This is a genomic window from Saccharopolyspora sp. NPDC002578 (assembly GCF_053592695.1).
Window position 1 is genome coordinate 276,327 of the sequence record NZ_JBSFWJ010000001.1, and the last position, 25,444, is coordinate 301,770.

General features: G+C 72.1%; 18 protein-coding genes. 8 read left to right on the plus strand and 10 right to left on the minus strand.

Features of this window, described 5'->3' with window-relative positions; translation table 11 throughout:
- Nucleotides 1–23: 23 nt before the first annotated feature.
- Nucleotides 24–521: a hypothetical protein gene (locus tag ACWD38_RS01270; RefSeq protein ID WP_184479364.1), complete on the minus strand. Its 498-nt coding sequence runs from the start codon at nt 519–521 to the stop codon at nt 24–26.
- Between ACWD38_RS01270 and ACWD38_RS01275 the strand changes: the two genes are divergently transcribed.
- The 3 genes from ACWD38_RS01275 (at nt 502) to ACWD38_RS01285 (ending at nt 7,270) form a co-directional block, all read left to right on the plus strand.
- Complete coding sequence (locus ACWD38_RS01275; protein WP_343071400.1) at nt 502–744, plus strand: hypothetical protein; 243 nt, start codon at nt 502–504, stop codon at nt 742–744. The genes ACWD38_RS01270 and ACWD38_RS01275 overlap by 20 nt on opposite strands.
- Nucleotides 745–892: 148 nt before the next feature.
- On the plus strand, nt 893–5,449 hold the full coding sequence (locus ACWD38_RS01280) for an HAD-IC family P-type ATPase (RefSeq protein WP_450123070.1): 4,557 nt from the start codon (nt 893–895) through the stop codon (nt 5,447–5,449).
- Between the two features lie 564 nt (nt 5,450–6,013).
- A complete protein-coding gene (locus ACWD38_RS01285; protein ID WP_450123071.1) occupies nt 6,014–7,270 on the plus strand; it encodes a glycosyltransferase 87 family protein in 1,257 nt (418 codons plus the stop codon).
- Between the two features lie 6 nt (nt 7,271–7,276).
- On the opposite strand, the gene ACWD38_RS01290 is transcribed toward ACWD38_RS01285, so the two are convergent.
- Together ACWD38_RS01290 and ACWD38_RS01295 are read right to left on the minus strand one after the other, a co-directional pair.
- Nucleotides 7,277–8,218 carry an EamA family transporter gene (locus tag ACWD38_RS01290; protein ID WP_184479367.1) on the minus strand — a complete coding sequence of 314 codons (942 nt, stop codon included), beginning with the start codon at nt 8,216–8,218 and terminating at the stop codon, nt 7,277–7,279.
- A gap of 55 nt (nt 8,219–8,273) precedes the next feature.
- Entirely contained in the window at nt 8,274–9,176 is a 903-nt protein-coding gene (locus tag ACWD38_RS01295; protein ID WP_184479368.1) for an MIP/aquaporin family protein, read from the minus strand.
- A gap of 502 nt (nt 9,177–9,678) precedes the next feature.
- Between ACWD38_RS01295 and ACWD38_RS01300 the strand changes: the two genes are divergently transcribed.
- On the plus strand, nt 9,679–12,501 hold the full coding sequence (locus tag ACWD38_RS01300) for an aconitate hydratase (protein ID WP_450123072.1): 2,823 nt from the start codon (nt 9,679–9,681) through the stop codon (nt 12,499–12,501).
- 90 nt (nt 12,502–12,591) lie between these two features.
- Here the strand turns inward: ACWD38_RS01300 and ACWD38_RS01305 are convergent, their stop codons facing one another.
- A complete protein-coding gene (locus ACWD38_RS01305) occupies nt 12,592–14,016 on the minus strand; it encodes an LCP family protein (RefSeq protein ID WP_450123073.1) in 1,425 nt (474 codons plus the stop codon).
- Between the two features lie 291 nt (nt 14,017–14,307).
- Here ACWD38_RS01305 and ACWD38_RS01310 point away from each other — a divergent pair, with 291 nt between their 5' ends.
- Entirely contained in the window at nt 14,308–14,580 is a 273-nt protein-coding gene (locus ACWD38_RS01310; RefSeq protein ID WP_221315815.1) for a hypothetical protein, read from the plus strand.
- A gap of 322 nt (nt 14,581–14,902) precedes the next feature.
- On the plus strand, nt 14,903–15,607 hold the full coding sequence (locus ACWD38_RS01315; protein WP_450123074.1) for an SAM-dependent methyltransferase: 705 nt from the start codon (nt 14,903–14,905) through the stop codon (nt 15,605–15,607).
- Between the two features lie 7 nt (nt 15,608–15,614).
- On the opposite strand, the gene ACWD38_RS01320 is transcribed toward ACWD38_RS01315, so the two are convergent.
- The 5 genes from ACWD38_RS01320 to egtA all read right to left on the minus strand — a co-directional run bounded on the left by ACWD38_RS01320 (nt 15,615) and on the right by egtA (nt 20,661).
- The gene (locus ACWD38_RS01320; protein ID WP_221316475.1) at nt 15,615–16,079 is read right to left on the minus strand and encodes a nitroreductase family deazaflavin-dependent oxidoreductase; all 465 of its coding nucleotides are present in this window, start codon (nt 16,077–16,079) and stop codon (nt 15,615–15,617) included.
- A gap of 141 nt (nt 16,080–16,220) precedes the next feature.
- Nucleotides 16,221–17,192, minus strand: a complete 972-nt coding sequence (gene egtD, locus ACWD38_RS01325; RefSeq protein ID WP_184479373.1) for an L-histidine N(alpha)-methyltransferase — start codon at nt 17,190–17,192, stop codon at nt 16,221–16,223.
- Nucleotides 17,189–17,944 carry an ergothioneine biosynthesis protein EgtC gene (gene egtC, locus ACWD38_RS01330; protein WP_184479374.1) on the minus strand — a complete coding sequence of 252 codons (756 nt, stop codon included), beginning with the start codon at nt 17,942–17,944 and terminating at the stop codon, nt 17,189–17,191. The genes egtD and egtC overlap by 4 nt, the downstream gene beginning before the upstream one ends.
- A gap of 6 nt (nt 17,945–17,950) precedes the next feature.
- Nucleotides 17,951–19,339, minus strand: coding sequence for an ergothioneine biosynthesis protein EgtB (gene egtB, locus ACWD38_RS01335; RefSeq protein WP_184479375.1), 1,389 nt, complete (start codon nt 19,337–19,339; stop codon nt 17,951–17,953).
- An 83-nt stretch (nt 19,340–19,422) separates the two neighbouring features.
- Nucleotides 19,423–20,661 (minus strand): ergothioneine biosynthesis glutamate--cysteine ligase EgtA, encoded by a 1,239-nt coding sequence (egtA, locus tag ACWD38_RS01340; protein WP_184479376.1) that lies wholly within the window; start codon nt 20,659–20,661, stop codon nt 19,423–19,425.
- A gap of 264 nt (nt 20,662–20,925) precedes the next feature.
- Between egtA and ACWD38_RS01345 the strand changes: the two genes are divergently transcribed.
- A complete protein-coding gene (locus tag ACWD38_RS01345) occupies nt 20,926–21,519 on the plus strand; it encodes a TetR/AcrR family transcriptional regulator (RefSeq protein WP_184479377.1) in 594 nt (197 codons plus the stop codon).
- A 109-nt stretch (nt 21,520–21,628) separates the two neighbouring features.
- Nucleotides 21,629–23,854: an FUSC family protein gene (locus tag ACWD38_RS01350; protein ID WP_450123075.1), complete on the plus strand. Its 2,226-nt coding sequence runs from the start codon at nt 21,629–21,631 to the stop codon at nt 23,852–23,854.
- 55 nt (nt 23,855–23,909) lie between these two features.
- Here ACWD38_RS01350 and ACWD38_RS01355 read toward each other — a convergent pair whose 3' ends face one another.
- A complete protein-coding gene (locus ACWD38_RS01355) occupies nt 23,910–25,388 on the minus strand; it encodes a peptide MFS transporter (RefSeq protein WP_450123076.1) in 1,479 nt (492 codons plus the stop codon).
- Nucleotides 25,389–25,444 lie beyond the last annotated feature (56 nt).

Consider the following 25,444-nt stretch of genomic DNA (forward strand, 5'->3'; position numbering starts at 1 on the left):
GTTTCGTTCGATTCATACCTTGTTCACCGTCGCTTACGGTGGACGTTTCCGTGCGTCGCAACCGGGGAGGAACTCATGACCAGCGCAACCAGTTCCGGAACGAAATCAGGTTCCGGCAGGCGCACGTCCGGCAGCAGCGCCCAAGGGCGCGGTTCCTCCTCCCGGTCCGGTTCCCGCACCAGCACCTCCGGTTCCAGGACCACCGCCAAGCAGAGCACGAGCGGCTCCACGCGCACCACCAGCGCGCAGACCGGCGGCTCCACCCGCAGCACCGGCAAGCAGAGCACCAGCGGGCGCAGCACCAGCAGCTCGGGCCGCGGCAGCGGCAGTCGCCAGAGCACCGGCACCCGGCAGAGCAGCACCGCCCGCCAGAGCACCGGCACCCGCCAGACCAGCGCCACCCGGCAGAGCAGCGGCACGACCCGCAGCAGCAGAGGCTCCAGCAGCTCCGGCACCTCGACCAGGCAGTCGACGAGCACGTCGAACGCGCAGCAGGCCACCGTGCACCTGCCGTTCGTCACCGCCCAGTTCCACCGGCCGGACGTTCACCTGCCCGCCCTTCCGGGCAAGAAGGAGTTCACCTCCGCGGCGGAGACGGTCCGCGCGCAGCTGCCCGAGCCCGGCCAAGCCCTGTTCTACGGCGGCCTCGCCGCCGGGGTCGCCCTGAGCCTGCTCGAATGGCCCGTCGCCCTGGCCATCGGCGTGGGCACCGCCGTCGTCGGCCGCGGCGACCACGGCGAATAGCCACCACCGCCACCCGCCCCGGCACACCGGCCCCGCACCTCGCGGCGCCCGTGGACGCCGGGGCGGACTCGCGCGAAGCGCTCCCCGGCCACCGGCCGCGGTCGAGCCCGCCCGAAGCCCCACCGCCCCGCGCTCAGAGAGGGAACCCATGCCGCTCGGCACCGTGCTGTCGCGAGCCTCGCAGGTGGCCGTGCCCGTCCTCGACGCCGTGCGCACCTTCGGGTCCGCACCGCTGACCCGGCGGACCTACTCCGGGGACGGCCGCACCCACCTCGAAGTGCGCGGCCTGCACCTGCCCGAGTCGGCCGACGCCGTGCGCGACCTGCGCACCCGCATGTCCGAAGTGGACGGCGTCCGCGAGGTCGAGGTGAACGCGGTGCTGGGGCGGGTCACGGTGCACCACGATCCCGACGTCACCGGGCGCGCGGCGCTGGACGCGGTGGTCGACGACGTCGAAACCGACCACGGGCTGCGCGACCTCGGCCGCGCACCCGCCGGTGCCGCGCACCCGGGCAACGCCGACGCGCTGCTGCGCGACGTCGGAGCGTTCGGGCTCAGCGTGCTCGGCCTGGGCTACACCGCAGTCGCCGCGCTGCTCCCGTTCCAGCCCGGTTCACCGCTGGTGCCCGCCGCGATCTCGCTGGCCGACTCGGTGCCGTGGCTGCGCGCCGGAGCCGAACGCACCCTCGGGCGCTCCGGCACCGACGCCGCGCTCGGCGTGGGCGGCGCCGTCACCCAAGGCCTGTCGCAGAACCCGCTGGCCGTGTTCACCGACCTGTCGTCCCGGTTCTGCTCCGCGCGCGAAGTCATCGCCCGGCGCCAGGCGTGGACCCGCTGGGAAGGCGCGACCCACTCCGGCTCGCACGAATCCACCGCGTTCGACGCCCCGCCACGCCCGAGCGCGCTGCCCGACGGACCGGTCGAACAGGTCGCGAACCTCTCCGGCACGTTCGCCCTCGGCGGGTACGGCACCGTCCTCGCCGCCACCCGCGACCAGCGGCGGGCGCTGGCGACCATGCTCGCCGCGATCCCCCGCCCCGCGAAGAGCGGGCGGGAGGCGTTCGCCGCGCAGCTGACCACCGCGCTGTCCGCGCGCGGCACCGTCGTGCTCGAACCGAAGTCGCTGCGGCGCCTGGACCGGGTCGACGCCGTCGTGCTCGACGCCCCCGCGTTGCTGACGGGACGGCGGATCGTCGACGAGGTGCTGCCGTGGGACCCCGACGCGGACGGCGCCCGGTTGTTCGCGCACGCCGCCGAACTCGTCGCCTCCGAACGCCCCAAGGCGCACCAGCGCAGCGGCAAGTGGTCCTGCGCCCCGCTCGACCGCAACGGCACCGACGTGCCCGCGCACCTGCACGAGGCGATGCGCGCGCACCGCGACCAGGGCGCGACGCTGCTCCTGCTGCGCAGGCACGACGAACCCACCGCGGTCGTGGCCGTCGCCGACGAACTCGACCCGCTCGCCGAAGCGCTCGTCGACGCCGCCCGCGCCGCCGGGACCGTGGTGCTCGCCGGGGTCGGCAGCCGCCTCGACCGCAGGCTCGCCGTGGACGACGTCGTGCACGGCGGCACCCGGCTGGCCGGCTCGGTGCGGCGGTTGCAGGAGGACGGCCGGGTGGTCGCGCTGGTCTCGCCGCGCGGGCATTCCGCGCTGGCCGCCGCCGACGTCGGCATCGGACTCACCGAGGCCGACAAGCCCACGCCGTGGGGCGCGGACCTGCTGTGCCCGAACCGGACCGAGGCGTACGCGGTCCTGTTCTCCGCCGCCGAAGCGCGCACCGCCAGCAAGCACGCCGCCGCGCTGTCGGTCGGCGGCACCTGCCTGGGCGTCCTGTTCGGCGCGCTCGGCCCCTCGCTGGGCGCACCTGCTCGCGCGAGCATGCCGGGGCACGCGGCGAGCCTGTTCGCGATCGGCACCGGCACCTTGGCCGGGATGCAGGCCGGCAACCGCCCACCGCCAGCGCCGCGGCAGCGCACGCCGTGGCACGCGCTGCCGGGCAGAGCCGTGCTGGGCCTGCTGGACAGCTCCGTCGACGGCCTCACCGGCGCGGTCGCGCAGCGCTGGCAGCGCTCCCAGCCGCAGGCGGGCGGCCGGGAATCCGGCGTGGCGGGCGCCACGCTCGAAGGCCTGGTCAACCCGATGACACCGGTGCTGGTCGCGGGCGCCGTGGTCTCCGCCGGGCTCGGCTCGGTGGTCGACGCCGTGCTGATCACCGGCGTGCTCGGGATCAGCGCCCTGGTCGACGGGGTGCAGCGGGTCGCGACCGATCGCGAACTCGCCCGGCTGCTCGACGCCGGGCAACTGCCCGCGCAGGTCCGCCGGGGCGGCGAGACGATCACCGTGCCCGCCGACCGGCTGGTGCCCGGCGACGTCGTCGAACTGCGCTCCGGAGACGGCGTGCCCGCCGACTGCCGGGTGCTGGAGGCGGAGTACCTGGAAGTCGACGAGTCCAGCCTCACCGGCGAATCGAACCTCGTGGTCAAGACGCCCGAGGCGACCACCGCCGCCGCGCTCGGCGACCGCACCGGCATGGTCTACCAGGGCACCACGGTCGCCACCGGAACGGCCACGGCCGTCGTGGTGGCCACCGGTACCGCCACCGAGATCGGCCGCACCACCCAGGACGACGGTCGCGCCACCGGCGGCGCGGGGGGAGTCGAAGCACGGCTCGCGGAACTGACCCGGCAGATCCTGCCGCTGTCCATCGGCGCCGGTGGCGTGCTCATGGCCGTCGACCTGCTGCGCGGCACCCCGCTCGCGCACACCGTCGGGCGGGCCGTCGGACTGGCCGTGGCCGCCGTACCGGAAGGCCTGCCGTTCGTGGCGACGCTGGCGGAACTCGCCGCCGCGCGCAGGCTGTCCCGGCGCGGCGTGCTGGTGCGCAGTCCCGCCACCATCGAAGCGCTGGGCCGCGTCGACGCGTTGTGCTTCGACAAGACCGGGACCCTCACCCAAGGCCGGATCACCCTCGGCCAGGTCTCCGACGGCAGGCACAGCAGCACACCGGATCGGCTGGACACCGCCGAACGCGCCGTCATCGAGGCCGCGGTGCGGGCCAACCCGCAGGCCGACGACGACCAGCCGCTGCCACACCTCACCGACCGCGCCGTGCTCGAAGGAGCGCTGGCGGCCGGCATCGACCCGAACGGGCGCGAGGTCCTCGCGGACCTGCCGTTCGAGCCCTCCCGCAGCTTCCACGCCACCCGCACCCGCGGCGACGACGGCGTCGCGCTGCACGTCAAGGGAGCACCGGAGGTGGTGCTCGAACGCTGCGTCCGGTGGCGCGGCGCCGAGGGCCACCGGAAGTTCGACGCCGCCGCGCGGACCGAGGTGGAGCAGGAGATCGAACGCCTCGCCCTGCTCGGCTACCGGCTGCTCGCGGTAGCCGAGAAGTCCACACCGGACGAAACCGGATCCGAACTGGACGATTCCGATGTGGACGGACTCGACTTCGTCGGGCTGCTCGGACTCGCCGACCCGGTGCACCCCACGGCGGCGGAGGCCGTCTCGCGGCTGCGGCGCGCCGGGGTCGACGTCATCATGATCACCGGCGATCACCCGAGCACCGCCGAGGCCATCGCCGCCGAGCTCGGCATGCTAGGCGGCAGGCGGGTCATGCACGGCGCCGAACTCGACGAGCTCGACGACGAGGAGCTGGCCGCGGAACTACCCGCGATCTCCGTGTTCGCGCGGGTCAGCCCGGCGCAGAAGGCGCGCATCGTGCGGCTGCTGCGCGCCGACGGGCGCACCGTGGCGATGACCGGCGACGGCGCCAACGACGTGCCCGCGATCAAGCTCGCCCACGTCGGCATCGCGCTCGGCTCCCGAGCCACCTCAGCAGCCCGCGAGTCCGCAGACCTCGTCGTCGCCGACGACCGGATCGAGACCATCACCGACGGCATCGTCGAGGGCCGCGGGATGTGGGCTTCGGTGCACGACGCGCTGTCCATGCTGCTCGGCGGCAACCTCGGCGAGATCGGGTACGCGGTGGGATCGGGCTTCTTCGGCGGTGGCGCCGGGCTCAACGCCCGGCAGCTGCTGGTGGTGAACATGCTGACCGACGTGCTGCCCGCGATCGCCATCGCGGTGCGCCCGCCCCCGCACGCCACTCCGGAGCGGCTGCTGTCCGAAGGTCCGGACGCGTCGCTGGGCACGGCCCTGACCCACGACGTGTACCTGCGCGCCGCCGCCACGGCCGGGGCTGCGGGGCTCGCCTGGGCGCTGGCCCGCCCGGTGTCCACGCCCGGCCAGGCCCGCACCACCGGACTGGTCGCGCTGGTGTCCGCGCAGCTCGCCCAGACGCTCGCGGTGCGCGGTCGCACACCGCTGGTGCTGGCCTCCGGCGCGGTGTCCCTCGTGGTGCTGTTCGGGGTCGTGCAGGTTCCCGGCGTCAGCCACTTCTTCGGCAGCAGTCCGCTACTACCACACCAGTGGTGTCTCGCGGCCGGATCCGCGATCGCATCCACCACAGCCGTGGTGCTGTGGCAGCGCCCACCTGCGACGAAGCAGCCCGCGGAGGCCCGCGCGCTGCCCGCCGGGACGACGGAGGCCCCGGCCGTCGCCGCCCCGGCGGAGGTCACGGAGGGTTCGAACGAGGACGTCGTGGAGGGCTCGGTGCTGCCCGCTCCGGCGGCGCATCGGAACGGTTCCGCCGCACGTCGCGCTCCGGCCGGCTCGCGGCCGCTGGTCACCACTCCCGGATGAGCGGCCGGGCAAGCTCACCCCACCTCCACGGTCCCTCCACCAGGTGAAACGGCGGATTTTCCCCGCCGCTTCACCTGCTCGTCACCCGGAGCCCATCCGGTCCTCACTCCGGACCGGGACCGTCGGGGCGTACGAGCGGGATCCGAGACCGGCAGAAAGCGCACCCACCATGAACTTCCTGACGACCCTGCTGACCAGCGTGGCCGTGGCACTCCTCGAGGGGCTCATCGTGCACGCCGCCAAGACCGCCTACCAGCGCATGCTCCGCACGGCCTGACCCGACGCCCGCCGGAGCCGGGCACCGGCGATCCCAGCCGACCCGCGGCGACCGAGGAGTCGCGGGATCTCAAATAAGAGCCCGCGCACATTCTCATCGCACTGAAAACATATCCGGAATGAACATTCCTATCGATTCATTCCAAAACGTTCCACACCGCGAACCCCTATCCGAATGACGCGTTCCGCGGGGTCGGTTGACAGTCGCATCGTTGTTCGCTATTCAATTCGAAGGCCGGAAATCGCCCGGCCGCGAGCAATCGAGGCGAGTCGTCACCTAGGACGCCGATGACCGAGAACGGGTCGCGCGAGCACGACTCCACCCGAGTCGACGACCGCGTCGAAGCAGTTCGCGCACACCCGCCGCTCGACTCGCGCGGGCGGAGAACGGCGCCGTGGTTCGCCGTCGCGACCCTGGCCTACGCAGCCGTCCTCAGCAGCGCGCTCGCCGTTGCCATTCCCGAGGCCGCGCTCGTCGGCGACCCGGAATGGGGCTTGGATTACCGCGTCTACGCCCGCGCCGGTCGGGAATTGTGGACTCCGGCGCTGTACGCGCCCCGGCCGGAACTGCCGTTCCTGTACCCGCCGATCGCCGGGATGCTGTTCGCCGCGCTGCGGTTCATCCCGGAAGCCCTCGGCCACGCCGTACTCAACATCGCGACCGTCGCCGCCACCGTGACGACCGCGCACCACGTGCTCGCGCGGTACGACTTCGGGACCCGCGCCCAGCGGCACGCCCTCGCCTTCGCCGCGGCCGGGTTGTTCTCGCTCACGACGCCGTGGCGCACCGAACTGGCGCTCGGGCAGATCAATTCCCTCCTGCTGGCCGCCATCGTCATCGCGGCGACGCGCACCGGTGACAGGGCGCGGGACGGCGTGCTGCTGGGAGCGGCCACCTCGATCAAGCTCGCCGCCGGGATCGTGGTGCCGGGATTCCTGCTCGCCCGGCGGTGGCGGACCGCGGCGGGCGCCGTGCTGACCTTCCTGGTCACCGTCGCGGTCGGCGTGCTCGTCCTCGGCGGCACCGCGGTGCGCTACTGGTTCGAGGTGCTCCCGAGGATGTCGAACGGGCCGGTGCGCACCGAGGTCTTCAGCCAGAACCTCGCGGCGGCGCTGTCGCGGCTCGGCCTGGCTCCGCCGCTCGGGTGGGGACTGCTCGCGGTCCTGACCGTGATCGGCCTGAGCATCGCCGTCCGGCGGCGGGACCACTTCAAGGCCGTTCTGGTGCTGGGCATGGCGGGACTGCTGGCGCAGCCGGTCACCTGGACGCACCACTGGGTGTGGCTTGGGCCCGCCGCCCTCGTCCTGCTGATCGGGGTCGTCCGGTGCGCGCACCCGTACCGGTGGGCGTGCTGCCTGGTGTTGCTGCTCGGCACGATCCTGTTCCCGGTGGGCTACGCGCTTCCGGGGCACAGCCTGTCCGGCAGCGGGCTGGACCTCGGCCGCGCGCTGCCGGCGTCCGGCTACGCGCTGCTCGGCCTCGCCCTGCTCGTGCTGATCCCGCTGTGCCCCACCGGTCGTCGCCCGCAGGACGCCTCGACCTGACGCGCGTCAGACCTCGACGGGTTCCGCGGTGGGTTCGGGCGCGGGCGCGGAGCGCTGCGCGATGAACGCGCCCGCGAGCACCAGCGCTCCCCCGGCCAGCTGCCACGGCCCCACGTGCTCGCCGAGCAGCATCCACGCCAGCACCGTGGCCACCACCGGCTCCAGGAACGCGACGGCGCCCGCGATCGGCGGCGAGAGCCGCCGCACCGCGACGATGCCGGTGAGGTAGGCCAGCACGGTGCTCATCAGCACGACCCAGCCGACCACCAGCAGCGCGGGGAACGGGGCGCCGGCCAGCTGCACGGGCCCGGCGAGCAGCGCCCAGTCCAGCTCCCAGGGCCGGGCGATCACCGTGACGATGGCGGCACCGATCAGCAGCCCGTAGGAGGCCAGCGCACGCGGGTCCACGTCGGCGGAGCTGTCGGAGAGCAGGAAGTACCCGGCCTGACACCCGGCGGCGGCCAGGGCGAGCAGCAAGCCGAACACATCGAAGCGCAGCCCCGCGGCGATCTCCACCACGCACGCCAGCCCGACCAGCGCCAGCGCCGTGCCGATCGCGGCCTGCTTGGTCACCGGCGCGCGCCGGACGAAGCGGATCCAGCCGAGCACCAGCACCGGGCCGAGGAATTCGATGAGCAGCGCCACCGCCACCGGGATCGAGGCGATGGCCGCGAAGTAGAAGGTCTGCACGCCCGCGATGGCGAACACCCCGTAGCCCAGCAGCAGCCACGGCGCCCTCCGCAGCACCCCGGCGTGGCGCACCGCGAACGGCAGCATCAGCAGCGCGCCGCCGGCCAGCCGCATCCACGCCACCTGCAACGGGGTGAACCCGGCGTTGATCAGCGGTTTGGCGAACGGCCCGGAACCGCCGAAGCAGAACGCGGAGAACATCGCGGCCGTGATGCCCGCGGTCTTCGGATCGTGGAGCGGATTGCGCACGCCGATCATCGAAGCACAGCCGGGTACCGAGCCCGGAGGCATTGGTCTCGACGAGCCGGGCGGCTCAGCTCCCGTCCGCTTCCGTCCCGGGCACGCGCCCCGGCTCCGGCGCCGTGTCCCGCGCCGCGAGCACCTTGCCGATGAACGCGTCGTAGATCAACGCGCCCAGCACGCCGCCGATGAACGGCCCGACGATGGGGATCCAGAAGTAGGCGCTGAACCACTGGTAGGTGCCGGGCAGCGCGATCTCCCCCCACCCGGTGAGGTAGGCCCACAGCCGGGGCCCGAAATCGCGGGCCGGGTTGATGGCGTACCCCGCGCTGACCCCGAAGCTCAGCCCGATCGCCGTCACGACCATGCCGATCAGGAACGGCCCCAGGTTCGACGCGGGCGCCGAGTTCCGGACGTCGATCAGCGCGCAGATCAGCGCGACGAGGATCGCGGTGCCCACGACCTGGTCCAGCAGCGGCCCCAGCCAGGAGGAGCCGAAGTACTTCGCCGGGAAGGTCGCGAAGATGGAGAAGGTGTCCAGCGATTCGGCGCGCCCGACGCCCGCTTTGGCGTTGAACGCGTCGATCGCCCACCGGTAGCAGGAGAACACCACCCCTGCGGCGAGGAACGCGCCGACGACCTGCGCCACGATGTAGGGCACGACCTTGCGCCACGGGAACGACCGGCGGACCGCGAAGGCCAGGGTCACGGCCGGGTTGATGTGCGCGCCGCTCACGCCGCCGGCAATGTACACGCCGAACACCACCGCGAACCCCCAGCCGAACGCGATGATCAACCAGTTCGCCGGCCCGAAGGCGTCCTCCTGCCTGCCCGAGCCGGGCAGGCCGGCGAGCGCGACGGCCACGGAACCGCAGCCGAGCAGGATCAGCACGAAGGTGCCCAGGAATTCCGCGGACAGCTCACCGCCGAGCCCGGAACCGAATTTCGAGCGGGATCGCTCACGTGTGGCCATCATTCCCCCTGCGCGGCACGAGCTTTCAGCGATCGCGCGCCGATGGTGTTCTGCCACGACGCCTTGCCGCATCGAGCGTAAATCCGCGACTCGGGGCGTGCCCGCCATTGACCGGGCATCGGAAATCCCGCCACGCACGGCTACTGCGACGCGGTGGATTTCCTCGAATCGGTGATTTCGGAGCTACGAGCACGTCACCCTCGGCACGAGGTCCGCGACCGGATCGCCGCGTCGCGCACGGCGAGGTCGACCTCGCCCACCGCACCGGGGTGAAACGTGATCTCTCGCACGCTTCCGCGTGGTTCCGCGCGGGATTCCGCCGGAAAAAACGGGGTTGTGCACGAACCGGAACATCGGGCGGTCGATTCGGGCCGACCCGGCCTTGAGCCGAATTACAGGACAAGCGTACTGTTACGGCCACCAGGCCGCCGAGGTCTGCGCGCACGCTCGGCCGACGTGCGCGAGACTCGCGGTCGTTCCCGAATTGACTTGCGCCCGTCGCGAGATGGAGTTGAACGTGACTGCACCTGCGAGCAAGGACAGCTTCGGTGCCCGCGGCACGCTGAAGGTCGGTGACTCCTCCTACGAGGTGTTCCGGCTCAACGCGGTCGACGGCGCGGCACGGCTGCCCTACAGCCTCAAGATCCTGCTGGAAAACCTGTTGCGCACCGAGGACGGTGCCAACATCACGGCCGACCACGTGCGCGCCCTGGCGAGTTGGGACTCCCAGGCGGAGCCCTCGACGGAGATCCAGTTCACCCCCGCGCGGGTCATCATGCAGGACTTCACCGGAGTCCCCTGCGTGGTCGACCTGGCCACCATGCGCGAAGCCGTCGCCGACCTCGGTGGCGACACCTCCAAGGTGAACCCGCTGGCCCCCGCCGAGCTGGTCATCGACCACTCGGTGATCATCGACGTGTTCGGCAGGCCGGACGCCTTCGAGCGCAACGTCGAATTCGAGTACGGCCGCAACAAGGAGCGCTACCAGTTCCTGCGCTGGGGCCAGGGCGCCTTCGACGAGTTCAAGGTCGTCCCGCCGGGCACCGGCATCGTGCACCAGGTCAACATCGAGCACCTGGCCCGCACCGTGATGTCCCGCAACGGCCAGGCCTACCCGGACTCCTGCGTCGGCACCGACTCGCACACCACCATGGTCAACGGCCTGGGCGTGCTGGGCTGGGGCGTCGGCGGCATCGAGGCCGAGGCCGCGATGCTGGGCCAGCCCGTCTCCATGCTGATCCCGCGCGTCGTGGGCTTCAAGCTCACCGGTGAGATCCCCGCGGGCGCCACCGCCACCGACGTGGTCCTCACGATCACCGAGATGCTGCGCCGCCACGGCGTGGTGGGCAAGTTCGTGGAGTTCTACGGCTCGGGCGTGGCCTCGGTCCCGCTGGCCAACCGCGCCACCATCGGCAACATGAGCCCCGAGTTCGGTTCGACCGCGGCGATCTTCCCGATCGACGACGAGACGATCCGCTACCTCAAGCTCACCGGCCGCCCGGCCGACCAGGTCGCGCTGGTCGAGTCCTACGCCAAGGAACAGGGCCTCTGGCACGACCCGGACCACGAGCCGGAGTACTCCGAGCTCCTGGAGCTGGACCTGTCCACGGTCGTGCCGTCCATCGCCGGGCCGAAGCGCCCGCAGGACCGCATCGAGGTCTCCGACGCCAAGCCGTCGTTCCGCAAGTCGCTCACCGACTACGTCCAGGTGCAGAACACCGACGACGCCGCGCTCGACGAGGCAGGCGAGGAGTCCTTCCCGGCCAGCGACCCGGTGTCGGTGACCCACCACGGCGCGGGCGACAAGCCGCGGCTGGTCTCGGCCGCCGACGGCGCCTCCGGCCGCCCGACGAACCCGATCAAGGTGACCTCGGACGAGCTGGGCGAGTTCGAGCTCGACCACGGTGCCGTGGTGATCGCCTCGATCACCTCCTGCACCAACACCTCGAACCCGTCGGTGATGCTGGGTGCCGCGCTGCTGGCCCGCAACGCCGTGGACAAGGGCCTCACCCGCAAGCCGTGGGTGAAGACCTCGATGGCGCCGGGTTCGCAGGTCGTCACCGACTACTACGAGAAGGCCGGTCTCTGGCCGTACCTGGAGAAGCTGGGCTTCCACCTGGTCGGCTACGGCTGCACCACCTGCATCGGCAACTCCGGTCCGCTGCCGGAGGAGATCTCCGCCGCGGTGCAGCAGAACGACCTGTCGGTCACCTCCGTGCTGTCGGGCAACCGGAACTTCGAGGGCCGGATCAACCCCGACGTCAAGATGAACTACCTGGCCTCGCCGCCGCTGGTCATCGCCTACGCGCTCGCGGGCACGATGGACTTCGACTTCGAGACCGACCCGCTGGGCCACGACTCCGAGGGCAAGCCGGTGTTCCTGCGCGACCTGTGGCCTTCGCCGCAGGAGGTCCAGGAGACCATCGACTCGGCGATCACCCAGGAGATGTTCACCAAGGACTACGCCGACGTCTTCAAGGGCGACGAGCGCTGGCGGGCGCTGCCCACGCCGGAGGGCGAGACCTTCGACTGGGACACCGAGTCCACCTACGTGCGCAAGCCCCCGTACTTCGACGGCATGGGCATGGAGCCGAGCCCGGTCACCGACATCTCCGGTGCCCGCGTGCTGGCGCTGCTGGGCGACTCGGTCACCACCGACCACATCTCCCCGGCCGGTGCGATCAAGCCGGACTCGCCCGCGGGCAAGTACCTCAGCGAGCACGGCATCGACCGCAAGGACTTCAACTCCTACGGGTCGCGCCGCGGCAACCACGAGGTCATGATCCGCGGGACCTTCGCCAACATCCGGCTGCGCAACCTGCTGCTCGACGACGTGCAGGGCGGCTACACCCGCGACTTCACCCAGGACGGCGCTCCGCAGGCGTTCATCTACGACGCCGCGCAGAACTACGCCGCGCAGGGCACGCCGCTGGTGGTGCTGGGCGGCAAGGAGTACGGCTCCGGGTCGTCGCGCGACTGGGCCGCGAAGGGCACCAGCCTGCTGGGCGTGCGGGCGGTCATCGCCGAGTCCTTCGAGCGCATCCACCGCTCGAACCTGATCGGCATGGGCGTCATCCCGCTGCAGTTCCCGGAGGGTTCCTCGGCGAAGTCGCTGGGCCTGGACGGCACGGAGACCTTCGACTTCTCGGGCATCACCAAGCTCAACGATGGTGAGACCCCGCAGTCGGTGCAGGTCGTGGCCACCAAGGCCGACGGGTCGACCGTGGACTTCGACGCGAAGGTGCGCATCGACACCCCCGGTGAGGCGGACTACTACCGCAACGGCGGCATCCTGCAGTACGTGCTGCGCAAGATGATCCGCTCCTGATCACCTGCCGATCCGGCAGGTAGCTGATCGGCGGCCCCGGCACGTCACAAGCGTGCCGGGGCCGTCGCCTTTCCACCTCCAGGCAGCCGGTCAGTTGATGCAGTTGACGCCGTCGGCGGTGATGGGGTCCGGAGCGATGGGCTGCTCGACCGGGGGCTCCGAGGTCGTGGTGCGCGAGGTGGAGCGCGAGGTCGAGGACTCCGAGGTCCACGTCGTCGACGACTCGCTCGTGCCGGACCGGGTGGTGCTGGACCGGGTCGTCGTCGCGGACTCGCTGGAGCGGGAGCTGCGGGTCGATCCGGTCGTTTCCTCGGCGCTGGAGGAGGACCCCGTGGACTCGTCGTCGCGGGTGCTGCGCGGGGAGGACGCAGTGCCGGTGGACTCCGCCTCGCCGTCACCGGTGGCCGGGTCCGAGCCGGTGCTCTGCCCGCCGGTCTCACCCGCCTGCCGCGGCACCGGCCTGCCGTCCGCGGCGCCCTGCACGATGCGGCTCACCTCGGCCGGATCGACACGGACCGCCTCACCGTCGGGCGTGTCGTAGTTCGCGTCCCGGATGGGGATGGTCGCGAATTCGACGTCGCCCCCGGCGATGCCCTGCATCCGCTGCGCGAAGGTCAGCACGTCCCAGTTCCGGTCCAGCACGATGGACTGCCGCGCCGAGTCGACCAGCTCGCTCAGCCTGGCGGGCTGGGACAGCACGCCGCCGGAGGTCGCGGTGTCCACCAGACCGGCGAGGAACGCCTGCTGACGCACCATCCGGTCCAGGTCCCCGCGCGGGAGGCCGTGGCGCTGCCGCACGAACGCCAGCGCGTCGGCACCGGAGATCCGCTGGTGCCCGGCGGCGAACTCGGCACCGGAGTACGAGTCGTGCACCGGGCGCTTCAAGCACACCGGGACCCCGCCGACCGCGTCGGTGAGGCGGGCGAACCCGAGCAGGTTCACCTCGGCGTAGTGGTCGATCTGCGTGCCGGTGAGCCGCTGCACCGTTTCGGTCACCAAGGACCGCCCGGCGTCGGCGGACCGGCGCTCCCGCTCCTGCGCGTCGAGCCCGCCGAGGTGCGCCGCTGCCGCCGCCTTGCCCCGGCCGTACGCCGAATTGATCTTGTGCTGCCCGTGCCCCGGGATGGTGGTGAACGTGTCGCGGGGGATGGAGAACGCGGTGGCCCGCCGCCCGTTCTCCGGGACGTGCACCAGGATCAGCGTGTCGGTGAGGCTCGCCGGGTTCTGCCCGGCCTTCAGCTTCCGCAGCACGTCCTCCGGCAGCGGGCGCCCCTGCGCGTCGGTGCGGCTGTCCAGCCCCACCAGCAAGATGTCGGTGGCCCCGTCGGCGGTGGCTCCGTCGGTGGCGGCGCTGGTGCTCAGCGCCCACTGCAGGTCGCCGTAGTTCGCCCAGCCGTAGCCGGCCACCGCGAGCACGGTGGCGGAGAGCAGGGCGACGGCGACCTTGGCGCCCGTGGCGGCGCGGGAGCGGTACGGCACATCCGGCGCGGCGAACTCACGTCGTTCTCGGCTCAACGAGTTACCCCCTGGATGTCGATGGCCGCCGGTCAGGCTATCGGGAGCTGCTCCGTTCAGCCGTGCGCCGAGCGCTCAACGCCGGATCTCCGCTGATGCTCCATTCCGCCGAATTCCCCGCCCGACCGACGGAGATTTTGCCGAATCATCACTGTGCGCACCGAAAATGCGCCGTTCGGCCGGAGACTTCCGGCCTCCTCCCGCGATCGTTACCCTGGTCAGGTAGCGGTTTCGCCTACCCCGCGTCACGTTGTGCGGGCGGGCGCGTCCCACTCCCGGAGGTGAACCGGCTTGCCCGACGCATCGGAGAACGCGCCCCCCGACGATCGGCTACCGGCGCCCGCCGAACGCATCGTGGCGGTGCGCTACGCACCCGGTGTCGTCGCCGAGTCGCGCAGGCAGGCGCACCTCGCGCAGACCGCGCAGCCCCCGGAGGAGGTCGCGCAGTGGCTCACGGCGTGCGGTGAGCTCATCCCCGCCGAGTCCGCGGAGGTCTCGCACGGCCCCGCGGGCATGCCGTGCCTGCGCTGCCTGGTCGGGCTGCCCGCGCCGGGACGGGCGTGACCGCACCGCCCGGTCTGCGGGTCTGGTTGCACTTGACGCACACCAGGCCGCCGCCCTGCTCCGGGATCAGGACGTGGTCACCGCCCGCCGGGCACTCGCCCCGCACGTGCCGGTCCGGGGGATCGGCCAGGTTCGGGCGCCGTGCGGCGCAACGGGATCGGCGCACGCGGGGCATCGGCTCTCCTCCCGGTCGGAAACGCGCTCGCCGCGACTCTTCTCCAGTCCGCGGAACGCGCTAAAGATCCATCCCGGCGGTTCTCGGGCCCGGTGGTCGCCGATTCGCTCCGAGCCCCCTCCGGGAGGTCCGCTACCCTGGCCGCCGATGAGCGACATCGACTACTTCTCCATCGTCGAATCCACCCACGACATCCAGAATCCGAGCAGCCCGGCGAAACTCCGCGAGGTCGCCGAGCACTTGGAGATCGGTGCCGGTGATCAGGTGCTCGACGTCGGATCCGGGCGCGGCTGGTGGGCGGCCGAACTGGCCGCGATGGGCGCGGAAGTGGTCGGACTGGAGATCAACGACGAGTTCGTGGCCGCGGCCCGCAAACGTGCGGACGGCGCCGGGTTGACCGACCGGGTGCGCCACGTGGCGGGCCCGGCACTGGACTTCGAACCCGGCACGTACACGGTCGCGACGTGCCTGGGCGCGAGCTTCGCGCTCGGCGGGTACCGGGCCGCCCTCGAATGGATGGTCGCCACGCTCGTCGAACGGGGCCGCATCGCGATCGGTGACGTGCACTCCGTCGACGGCTCCTCCACCGAGGACCTGCCGTCGCTGATCGAGCTCGTGCACATCGCCGAGGAGTTCGGCGTCGAGGTGACGGGCCTCGTGTCCGCGTCGGTCGACGACTGGGACCGCTACGAATCCGGGCATTGGAAGAACGTCCACAGCTGGGTCAAGCGCAACCCCGACCACCCGGACCGGCACACGGTGCTCGCCGATTCGCGCCGCTTCCGCAACGACTACCTGACCCGCGAACGCGGTTCCATCGGCTGGTCGATCCTCGTCGGCGAGCTCAAGTGAGCGCCCGTCAGCGCGGGGTCAGCACGAAGACGCGCAGTTCGCGGCCTCCCGCGCGGCGGGCGTAGTCGTCGTAGGCGGGCCAGGTCGGGATGATCACCTCGCGCCACAGCCGGTCCCGCTCTGCACCGGTGACCAGCCGCGCCCGCACCGGCACCCGCCGGGACACGAGGTCCACCTCGGCCTCGGGGTGCGCGAGCAGGTTCGCCGACCAGCCGGGGTGCGTGGACTGACCCCAGTTCGAGCCGATCACGATGTGCTCCGCGCCGTGCGGGACGTACATCAGCGGCACCGAGCGCGGCCGGCCGCTCTTGCGCCCGGTGCTGGTCAGCACCAGCGACGTCAACCCGCCGAGCCGCGCCAGGCTCACCCGGCCGCCGGTGCGCCGCTGCACCGCCAGGTCGGCGGGCACCAGCTTCTTGCCCACCGACGCGAACCACTGCTGCCTGCCCAGGTGCTGCGCCACCTTGATCATCGGATTCACGCCCGCAACCCTGTCACACCTGGTCCCGAGCGCGGTGGTCCAGGCCGCTCACGCCCGGCTCCGGTCGCCCGTTCCGGTGGGCGCGCGCTCGTGGCGGCGGCGAAGCGGCCCGGTCCCGAGCGCGGGACGAGCTCAGATCGCCGTGGCCAGTGACAGCGCGAAGTCGCCGCCTTCGTCCAGCCACCAGCGGCTGAGCTCGAAACCGGCGTCGGCCAGTTCCCCGGCGACGCGCTCGCGGCGGAACTTCGCCGAGATCTCGGTGCGGATCTCCTCCCCCCGCTCCAGTTCGACGGTGAGCCCGAGCCCCGCGACCGGGACCCGCATCGCGCGGCTCGCGCGCAGCCGCATCTCGATCCACTCCTGCTCCGCGTTCCACCGCGCCACGTGCTCGAAGGCGTCCGCGTCGAACTCCGCGTCCAGTTCCCGGTTGAGCACCCGCAGCACGTTGCGGTCGAACTCGGCGGTCACGCCCTGCGCATCGTCGTAGGCCTGCACCAGCCGCCGCGGGTCCTTCACCAGGTCGGTACCCAGCAGCAGCCACTCCCCCGGCCGCAGCGAGGACCGCACCGCCGCGAGGAACCGGGCGCGCTCGGCGGGCAGGAAGTTGCCGATGGTGCCGCCGAGGAACGCCACCAACCGGCCCTGACCGGCGGGCACGGCGGCGAGCTCGGTGGTGAAGTCGCCGACGATGCCGCGGACCCGCAACTCCGGGTAGTCCACGGCGATCGCGGTGACGGCCTGGCGCAACGCCGACTCCGAGACGTCCAGCGGCACGAACTCCCGCAACGTCGAGGTCTTGCGCAACGCGTCCAGCAGCAACCGGGTCTTCTCCGACGAACCCGATCCGAGTTCGACCAGCGTCCCGGCACCGGTGATCTCGGCGATCTCCACGGCGTGCCGGGTGAGGATGTTGTGCTCGGCGCGGGTCTGGTAGTACTCCGGCAGTGCGGTGATCCGCTCGAACAGTTCGCTGCCCGCCGCGTCGTAGAGCCACTTCGGCGTCAGCCACTTCGGCCGGTCGGTCAGGCCCGCGCGGGCGTCGGCGCGCAGGTCGCGCGCCGCGTCGGCCTCGGTGAAGTGCACGATCAGTTCGGGCTCGCTCACGGTAGTTCCCCCTCGTCCACTGGCTGAACACGCACGTCGCGGGAGTCGGCGACGACGAGGCTGCGGTCGGGCACCGCCGTCCACTGCTCGTCGTCGCCGAACGGTTCGGACGACACCGTCACCGAGCCCTCGCCGCGCCGCACGGACAGCGCGTGGCCCCACGTGGTGGCGATGAGCGTGGTGCCGTCGGTGAGCAGCAGGTTCATCCGGGACTCCGGCCTGGTCCGCACCACCTGCCCCAGCACCTCGCGCACCGCCTCGGCCGGGTCCGCGCCGCGCCGCAGCCGATGGCGCAGCAGCGCCCACAGCACCGCGGAATCCGTCGGGGCCTCCAAGGTCATCAGGTCGACCACGTCGAGGTCACCGGCCGCCTTCGCCAACGACTCGGGCCAGCCCGCCACGACCCCGTTGTGGCTGAACGACCAGCGCCCGTCGGCGAAGGGGGCGCAGGCCGTCTCGATCACCGGCATGCCGACCGTCGCCGAGCGCACCGCCGCCAGCACCGCGCCCGCGCGCTGCCTGCGGGCGAGCCCGGCGAAGGCGGTGTCCGTCCACATCGGAACCGCGGCGCGGTAGCGGGCGGGTTCGCCGTCGTCCTCGTACCAGCCGACGCCGAACCCGTCGACGTTGACGGTCCCGCCGCCGCGCATGTCCCGCGGCGACCAGGTCTGCTCCAGCAGCGAATGCGCCGGGTCCAGCAACAGCTCCGCCAGCGGGACCGGCGGCCCGAGATAGCCCAGGTGCCTGCACATGCCGGGTCAGCCGAGCTCGCCCGGACGCGGTGTGCGCGCGCAGCGGAACCCGGCGAAGATCTGCCGCCGGATCGGCAGGTCCCAGTTGCGGAAGCTGCCCCGGCAGGCCGCCGCGTCGGTGCCGAACGAACCGCCGCGCAGCACCTTGTGCTCGGGGCCGAAGAACACCTCCGAGTACTCCCGGTACGGGAACGCGCCGAACCCCGGGTACGGCAGGAAGTCCGAGGACGTCCACTCCCACACGTCCCCGATGAGCTGCCGCGCTCCGCACGGGGCGGCGCCGCGCGGGTACGCCCCGGCCGGTGCGGGCTGCAGGTGCCGCTGGCCGAGGTTCGCGTGCTCCGGCCCCGGATCCTCGTCGCCCCACGGGTAGCGCAGCGACCGGCCGGTGCTCGGGTCGTGGCGGGCGGCCTTCTCCCACTCCTGCTCGGTGGGCAGCCGCTTGCCCGCCCACCGCGCGTACGCCTCGGCCTCGTGGAAGCTGACGTGCAGCACGGGTTCGTCGTCGGGCAGCGGTTCGACGTGCCCGAAACGCCGCCGCAGCCAGCTAGCGCCGTCGCGCCGCCAGAACCGGGGTGCGCCGAGTCCCGCGTGCTGCCGGTAGGCCCAGCCCGCGTCGCTCCACCACTGGGGCGAGTCGTAGCCGCCGCCGTCGACGAAGCGCCGGTAGGCGCCGTTGGTGACGGGCGTGGTGTCGATGAGGAAGTCCGCGACGTGCACCTGGTGAGCGGGGCGCTCGTTGTCCAGCGCCCACGGCTCGGTGGAGGTGCCCATCGTGAACGGGCCGCCGGGCACGAGGACTTCCGCCGCCAGGTCTCCGGAGGCGGCGGGCGGCGGCTCGGCCGTCAGCACCGGCGGTCCGTCGCGCAGCTGGTGGGTGGCCAGCATCGTCTCGTCGTGCTGCTGCTCGTGCTGCACGATCATGCCGAACGCGAACGCCTGCTCCACCAGCCGCCTGCCCTCCAGCGGGGCGCGGTCGAGCAGGTCCAACACCTTCTGCCGCACGGTGCCCACGTAGGAGCGGGCTTCGGCCGGCCCGAGCAGCGGCAACTGCGGCCGGTCGCGGCGCGGGTGCTGGAAGGCGTCGTAGAGGTCGTCGATGTCGGGGCGGATCGCCTCGGCACCGCCGACGTCGCGCACCAGCCAGAGCTCCTCCTGGCTGCCGATGTGCGCGAGGTCCCACACCAGCGGCGACATCAGCGGCGAGTGCTGGCGCGTGAGGTCGTCGTCGTCGACGCTCTCGGTGAGCGCGGCGCTGCGTTCGCGGGTGCGGATCAGTTCGCCGGCCACGCGCGAGCGCAGCCGTTCGACGCCGAGTTCGGCGAGGTCGCCGCGGCTGACCTCCGGCGCGGTGTCCGTCTCGGGATCGGTGTGTGCCTTCGACCTGGTGCTCACCGGGTCACCTCCAAGTTCGCGGGAAACGAGCGCGCTCGGGGAGTCGTCGCCCCTGCCCCGACGCGCGGGACTGCACGCGTCGATCAGCGGGCGTCGGCGAGCCGCCGGGCCACCGCATCGGCCAGCGGGCCCACCAGTTCCGGTGCTTCGCCCAGGTCGTCGAGACATCGACAGGCGAGCTCCACGACCGCGGTCGCGGTCCGCGCCAGCACCGGGTCGGCCAGCCCGCGGCGTGCCGCGTCGACCCACCTGCCGGTCACCGGGGCGGCCAGCTCCAGCACCTCGTCCACGGTGGACTCGTCGTGGAACAGCGCGATCAGCGCCGCGGCGGGCAGCATCCACCCGTCGCCGAACTGCGCGTCGAGGTACCGCACCTCCAGGTAACCGCGCGGTCGCACCGGCGGGAACATCGTGGTCAGGTGGTAGTCGAGGTCGTCGAACGTCGGCGGCGCCGGCAACGCCCCGCCGATCCACTCGGCGAAGGTCACCCCGCCCGGCGCGCCCCAGTCGGCGCCGTCGCGGCGCAGGCACAGCAGCGCGGTGTCGAGCACCCGCCGCGCCCAGTCCGCCGCCGGATCGGCCGTCGCCGGGCCGGGGCGCATCCGCGGGATGTCGGTGCGCAGCAGCGACCGGGTGCGCGCCGACGCCCATCCGGTGGGCTCGCCGAACAGCTCCGGCGAGTTCGCGAACGCGGCGATCAGCACCGGCCCCAGCGCGTGCAGCGCGGCCCAGCGCGGCGCGACCCGGTGCGGTTCACCCGCGTCGAGGCACACCTGCACCCCGGCGGTGCTGCACATCATGAGGCGCCCGCCGATGCCGATGCGGTCGAACGCGCATTCCATCGCCGCGTAGCGCGGCACGTGCAGCAGGCGGTGCGGAGTGCGCCACGGGTCCGTGCCGTGCTCCCCCAGCAGCAGTTCGGCATCGGCGAGCCTGCGCCGGACGTGCTCGGCGTCGGCGGCGACCGTGTCGAGCAGGGAGCGCATCGAGGGCGACGGAAGACTGGAGACCTCGACCTGGCCGCCGGGTTCGACGGTGAGCGCGGAGCCGTGCGGCAGCGGGCGCTGCGGGCTGTCCGGGACCAGGGAGTGCGGGGCGTGCGGGCCGAGCGCGCGGATCAGCGTCTCGGCATCGAGCGGTCTGCGCGGATCATCGGCGTGGTGGACGGTCCATTCGAGTTCGACGCCGAGCAGCCTCGGGGGCCCGTGCTTGAAGCAGACCGAGGCCACGTAGGTCTCGGCCTCGGCGCGAGTGCGGATGCGGGAGCTGGGGACCTCGGCGGGCGGGCGCGCCGCGGTCGCGGAATCGATCGACACGGTCATGCTGATCACCACCTGGGTGGGGAACCGACGCTACCGAGGACCGACGTTGGTCGCGCCCGTCCGGTCGAGCGCCCGGCACGATTCGCGAAGGAACAGCAGGAATGACACGAATCGGACGAACATCACTCGAATTGGCGGGATCGGCGCGCAGGTGTGCGGAAAAGTCCAGTGCCTGTGCGAGATGATTCCCCAACAGGTGGACGGTTGCCAACAATACGTACGTACGGATTGCATTGGGCGCCGCCGACCTGGGACGATCATCCAATGCCCAGGGTCAGTCCGGATCACCTCCAGGCCAGGCGCCGTCAGATCCTCGACGGTGCCCGGACCTGCTTCGCGCGCCACGGATACGAAGGCGCCACGGTTCGCAGGCTGGAAGAAGCCACCGGATTGTCCCGCGGCGCGATATTCCACCACTTCAAGGACAAGGAATCGTTGTTCCTCGCCTTGGCCGAGGACGATGCCGCTCGAATGGCCGACGTGGTGGCCGAACAAGGCCTGGTGCAGGTGATGCGCGACCTGCTCTCCGATCGCACGCCCGGGGGCGGGTCCGAATCGGAGACCGAATGGCTGGGCACCCGGCTGGAGGTGTCCCGGCGGCTGCGCACGGACTCCGAGTTCCGGGCGCGCTGGGCGCAGCGCTCCGAACAGCTCACGGCCGCCACGAAGGCCCGGCTGCAGTGGCAGCGCGAAGGCGGCAACCTGCGCGACGACGTGGACGTCGACGTGCTCACGGCCTATCTGGAGCTCGTCCTCGAAGGACTCGTCTCGCACCTGGCGATGGGGCTGCCCGCCGACGATCTCGGGCCGGTGCTCGACGTCGTCGAGGAGAGCGTCCGCCGCCACCGCGGCCGGTGATCGACGTCGCCGTCCGCGCGGCGCGGTTGAGCGGGTCGCCACCACCCGCGCGGGCGTAAGGTCGCGGCGGCGGCCGACCGGACCGCCGGGAGAGGAGCGGGCGCGCGCGATGGTCAGCGAGTGGTGGAACCGCTTCCTCGCCTCCGATCCTGCGCTCCGCCGCCTGCGCAACGCCACGCGCGTGACGGCGGCGACGGCCCTGTCGCTCGTGGTGACGCTCGGGCTCCTGGCGCTGTGGGACCGCCCGCTGACCAACGGGATGATCGCGGCAGTGGTCGCGGTCAACTCGACCACGGCGGTCAACGACGAGACCGAGCGCGAGCGGCGCCGCACGACGCTGCTGATGCCGCTGCCCGCGGCCGTCTCGCTCGTGCTGGCCGTCTCGACCGCGAGCATGCCGGTGCTGCACGTGGGGCTGTTCCTGCCGGTGGTGTTCGTCGCGACCTACATCCGGCGGTTCGGGCCCCGCTACTTCGCCTGCGGCATGGTCGCGTTCATGGGGTACTTCTTCGCGATGTTCCTGCGCCCGCAGCCGCCCCAGCTGCCCGATCTGCTGCTGGCCGCCGTGTGCGGCGCACTCAGCGCGTTCGTGCTGCGGTTCGTGCTGCTGCGCGACGACCCGCGCGGCATCCTCGACCGCGGCCGGCGCACCTTGCGCGCCCAGGTCCAAGGGCTGCTGCACGACGTGCGCAACGTCGCCCAGAACCCCGAGGCCACCCGGTACCGCAAGCGGCTGCAGCACCGCTCGACGCGGCTCAACGAGACCGCCCGGATGCTGGAGAACGCGGTCTCCGAGCTGGAAGGGCTCGACGAGGCCGAACGGGAGCTGCTGCGGCGCCGGATCCTGAGCGTGGAGCTGACCGCGGAGAACCTGCTCAACCCGCTGATCCGGGTGATCGACCACCCCAGCGGTGGCGCCGCGGTGGCGCAGGCCGTGGCGGGGTTGCTCGCCGTGGTGCGCAGCGACGCGTCGGAGGTCCGGGCCGCGGCCCGCGGTCTCGCCGACCGCATCGAACGCGACGGCGTCCGGCCCGTCGACGACTCCGCGGCCGATGAGCGCCCCCGGCCGGGGCGGGACGGCTCGGTGGAGCTGGCGATGGCGATCCGCAGGCTGGGTGCCGCGCTCGCCGAGTTCACCGCCGCGAGCGCGGACCTCGGCCGGGTCGCACCCCGTCCCCGCGACACCGGCTCCGGCGACTCCGGCTCCGGCTCCGGCGACGAGGACGAGGACCACGACGCGGACTCCGGTGAACGCGGCACCGACGACCGCACCGAGCAGGAGACCGGGCTGCGGCGCCCCGAGGTGCGCGCCGCCGTGCAGGTCACCTGCGCCGCGGCGGTCGCGATCGTGCTCGGCCAGCTCATCTCGCCGAACCGCTGGTACTGGGCGGTGATCACGGCGTTCGTCGTGTTCATCAGCGCCAACAGCCGCGGCGAACTGGTCGTGCGGGCCTGGCAGCGGACCGCGGGCACCATGCTCGGCGTGGTGGCCGGGGTGCTGGTCGCCTCGCGCATCACCGGGAACTCCGCGGCCGAGCTGGCGATGATCCTCGGCTGCGTGTTCATGGCGTTCTACCTGGCCGGGGTCTCCTACGCCGGGATGACGTTCTTCATCACCACGATGCTGGGCGCCCTCTACGGCGTGCTCGGCACGTTCGACGTCACCGTGCTCGGCGTGCGGCTGGCCGAGACGGCGATCGGCGCCGTCGCCGGAGTGCTCGCCGCGACGCTGGTGCTGCCCACCGGCACCCGGCGGCTGCTGCGGGACAACACCGAGGAGTTCCTGCTCCGGCTGCGCGACGTGCTGCGCTCGACGGGCACCTCGGTCAGCGCGGGCACCCCCGACGACGGACTGCGCGAAGGCGTGCGCGAGGTGGACGACGCTCTGCACCAGGCGCTCTCCAGCGCGCGTCCGCTCGTCGCCTACCGACTGCCGTCGCGGGGCAGCTCGCTGGACCGGTCGTTGACGGTGTTCACCGGCTGCGCGTACGCGGCCCGCAACCTCGCCCAGGTCCTGCCGCCCGCGGTGGAGATGGTCGACGACGACACCAGGACCCGGCTGGCCGAGCTGCTGTGGGCGCTGGCCGAGATGGCGAACGCGATGACCGGCGAGGCCGAGCAGAGCTTCGGCGCCGCGCGGGAGTCGGCGCGCGGCTGGGCCGACGACCTGCGCGACATCGCCGAGTCGTTGCCGCAGGACCCGACCTCGCTGCACCGGACGCTGGCCGTGCTGGACCGGCTGCGTTCCCTGCTCGACGACGCCGCGACCGAGATCGGCGTCCCGGACCAGGGCGCTTCGCCGCTCGGCCGCGACACCGACGCGGCCCGGACGTGAAGCGGCGGGCGGCCCCGGATTCCGGGACCGCCCGCCGCTCGTCGCCCTGCTCAGATCACGGCACGCCGTGCATCAGCTTCTTGATCTTCGGCGCGGCCAGCGCCAGCAAACCGCCGCAGCCGATGGTGGCCAGCCCGATCACGCCGAAGTACAGGGTCTGGTTCGCCGGGTCGTAGAGCTTGACCACCTGCGCCCCGATCCCCTGCCCCATCGCGGGTGCCAGGAAGTACAGGCCCATCGTCTGCGAGGAGAACACCGCCGGGGCGAGCTTCGTGGTCACCGACAGGCCCACCGGCGAGAGCATCAGCTCACCGATGGTCATGATGACGAAGACCATGGCCACGACCAGCGCGAGCTGCTTGCCCTCGGCGTTGGTGACGAAGCCGGACAGGACCACCCACAGGAAACCGAGGCCGACGAACACCAGGCCGCCGACGAACTTGATCGGGGTGCTCGGCTGGCGGTCGGCGAGCTTGAGCCACAGCGCGGCGAACACCGGAGCCAGGATGATGATCGTCAGCGAGTTGATCGACTGGAACCAGCTGACCGGGAACTCCCAGCCGAACACCTCGTTGGTGGTCTGCATGTCGGTGACGATCACCAGCGTGGACGCCTGCTGCTCGAAGAGCAGGAAGAACAACGCCGTCGCGAGGAACAGCGGGATGTAGGCGATCAGCCTGCTGCGCTCGACCGCGGTGATCTGCTTGCTCCGGAGCATCACCGCGAAGTAGATGATCGGCAGCACGGCCGAGATGATCGTCACCAGGTTGACCAGGCCGTCGAGCCCGATCGTCCCGGTGCCCACCAGCGCCACGAGACCCACCACGAACACCGCCGCGATGCCACCGGCGCGCCCCAGCACGCCGCCCTTGTGCTCGGCGGGCAGCGGGTTGGCGGGCACCTGGCTGATGCTGGAGAGGTTGCCCCTGCCCACCACGTACTGCACTAGTCCCAGCGCCATGCCGACGGCCGCGGCGCCGAAGCCCCAGTGGAAGCCGATCTCGGACTGCAGCAGCCCGGCGATCAACGGCCCGGCGAAGCCGCCGAGGTTGATGCCCATGTAGAAGATCGAGAAGCCGGAGTCGCGGCGCTTGTCCTGCTCGGTGTAGAGGTCACCGACCATCTTGGACACGTTCGGCTTGAGCAGACCCGTACCGGCGATGATCAGGATCAGGCCGATCCCGGTGGTGGTGAGCCCGCCGGGCACCGCCATCGCGATGTGCCCGAACATGATCAGCACGCCGCCCCAGAACACGGCGCTGCGGGCACCGAGCAGGCGGTCGGCGAGCCAGCCGCCGGCGACACCGGTCAGGTAGACCGAGGCACCGTAGGCGGAGACCAGCGAGGTGGCGGTCGTCTCCGGCAGCCCGAGGCCGCCGTCCTGGATCGCGGTGTACAGGTAGAGCGCGAGGATCCCGCGCATCCCGTAGTAGGAGAAGCGCTCCCACATCTCGGTGAAGAACAGCGTGGACAATGCCCGCGGGTGCCCGAAAAAGCCCTGCTGCGGCGCGTCCGCAACCGTGGGGGTACTCACGATCACGACCTCTCTGGTGCTGGATGCGGCTGGTGGCCGCCTGCGGAACTGCGCAG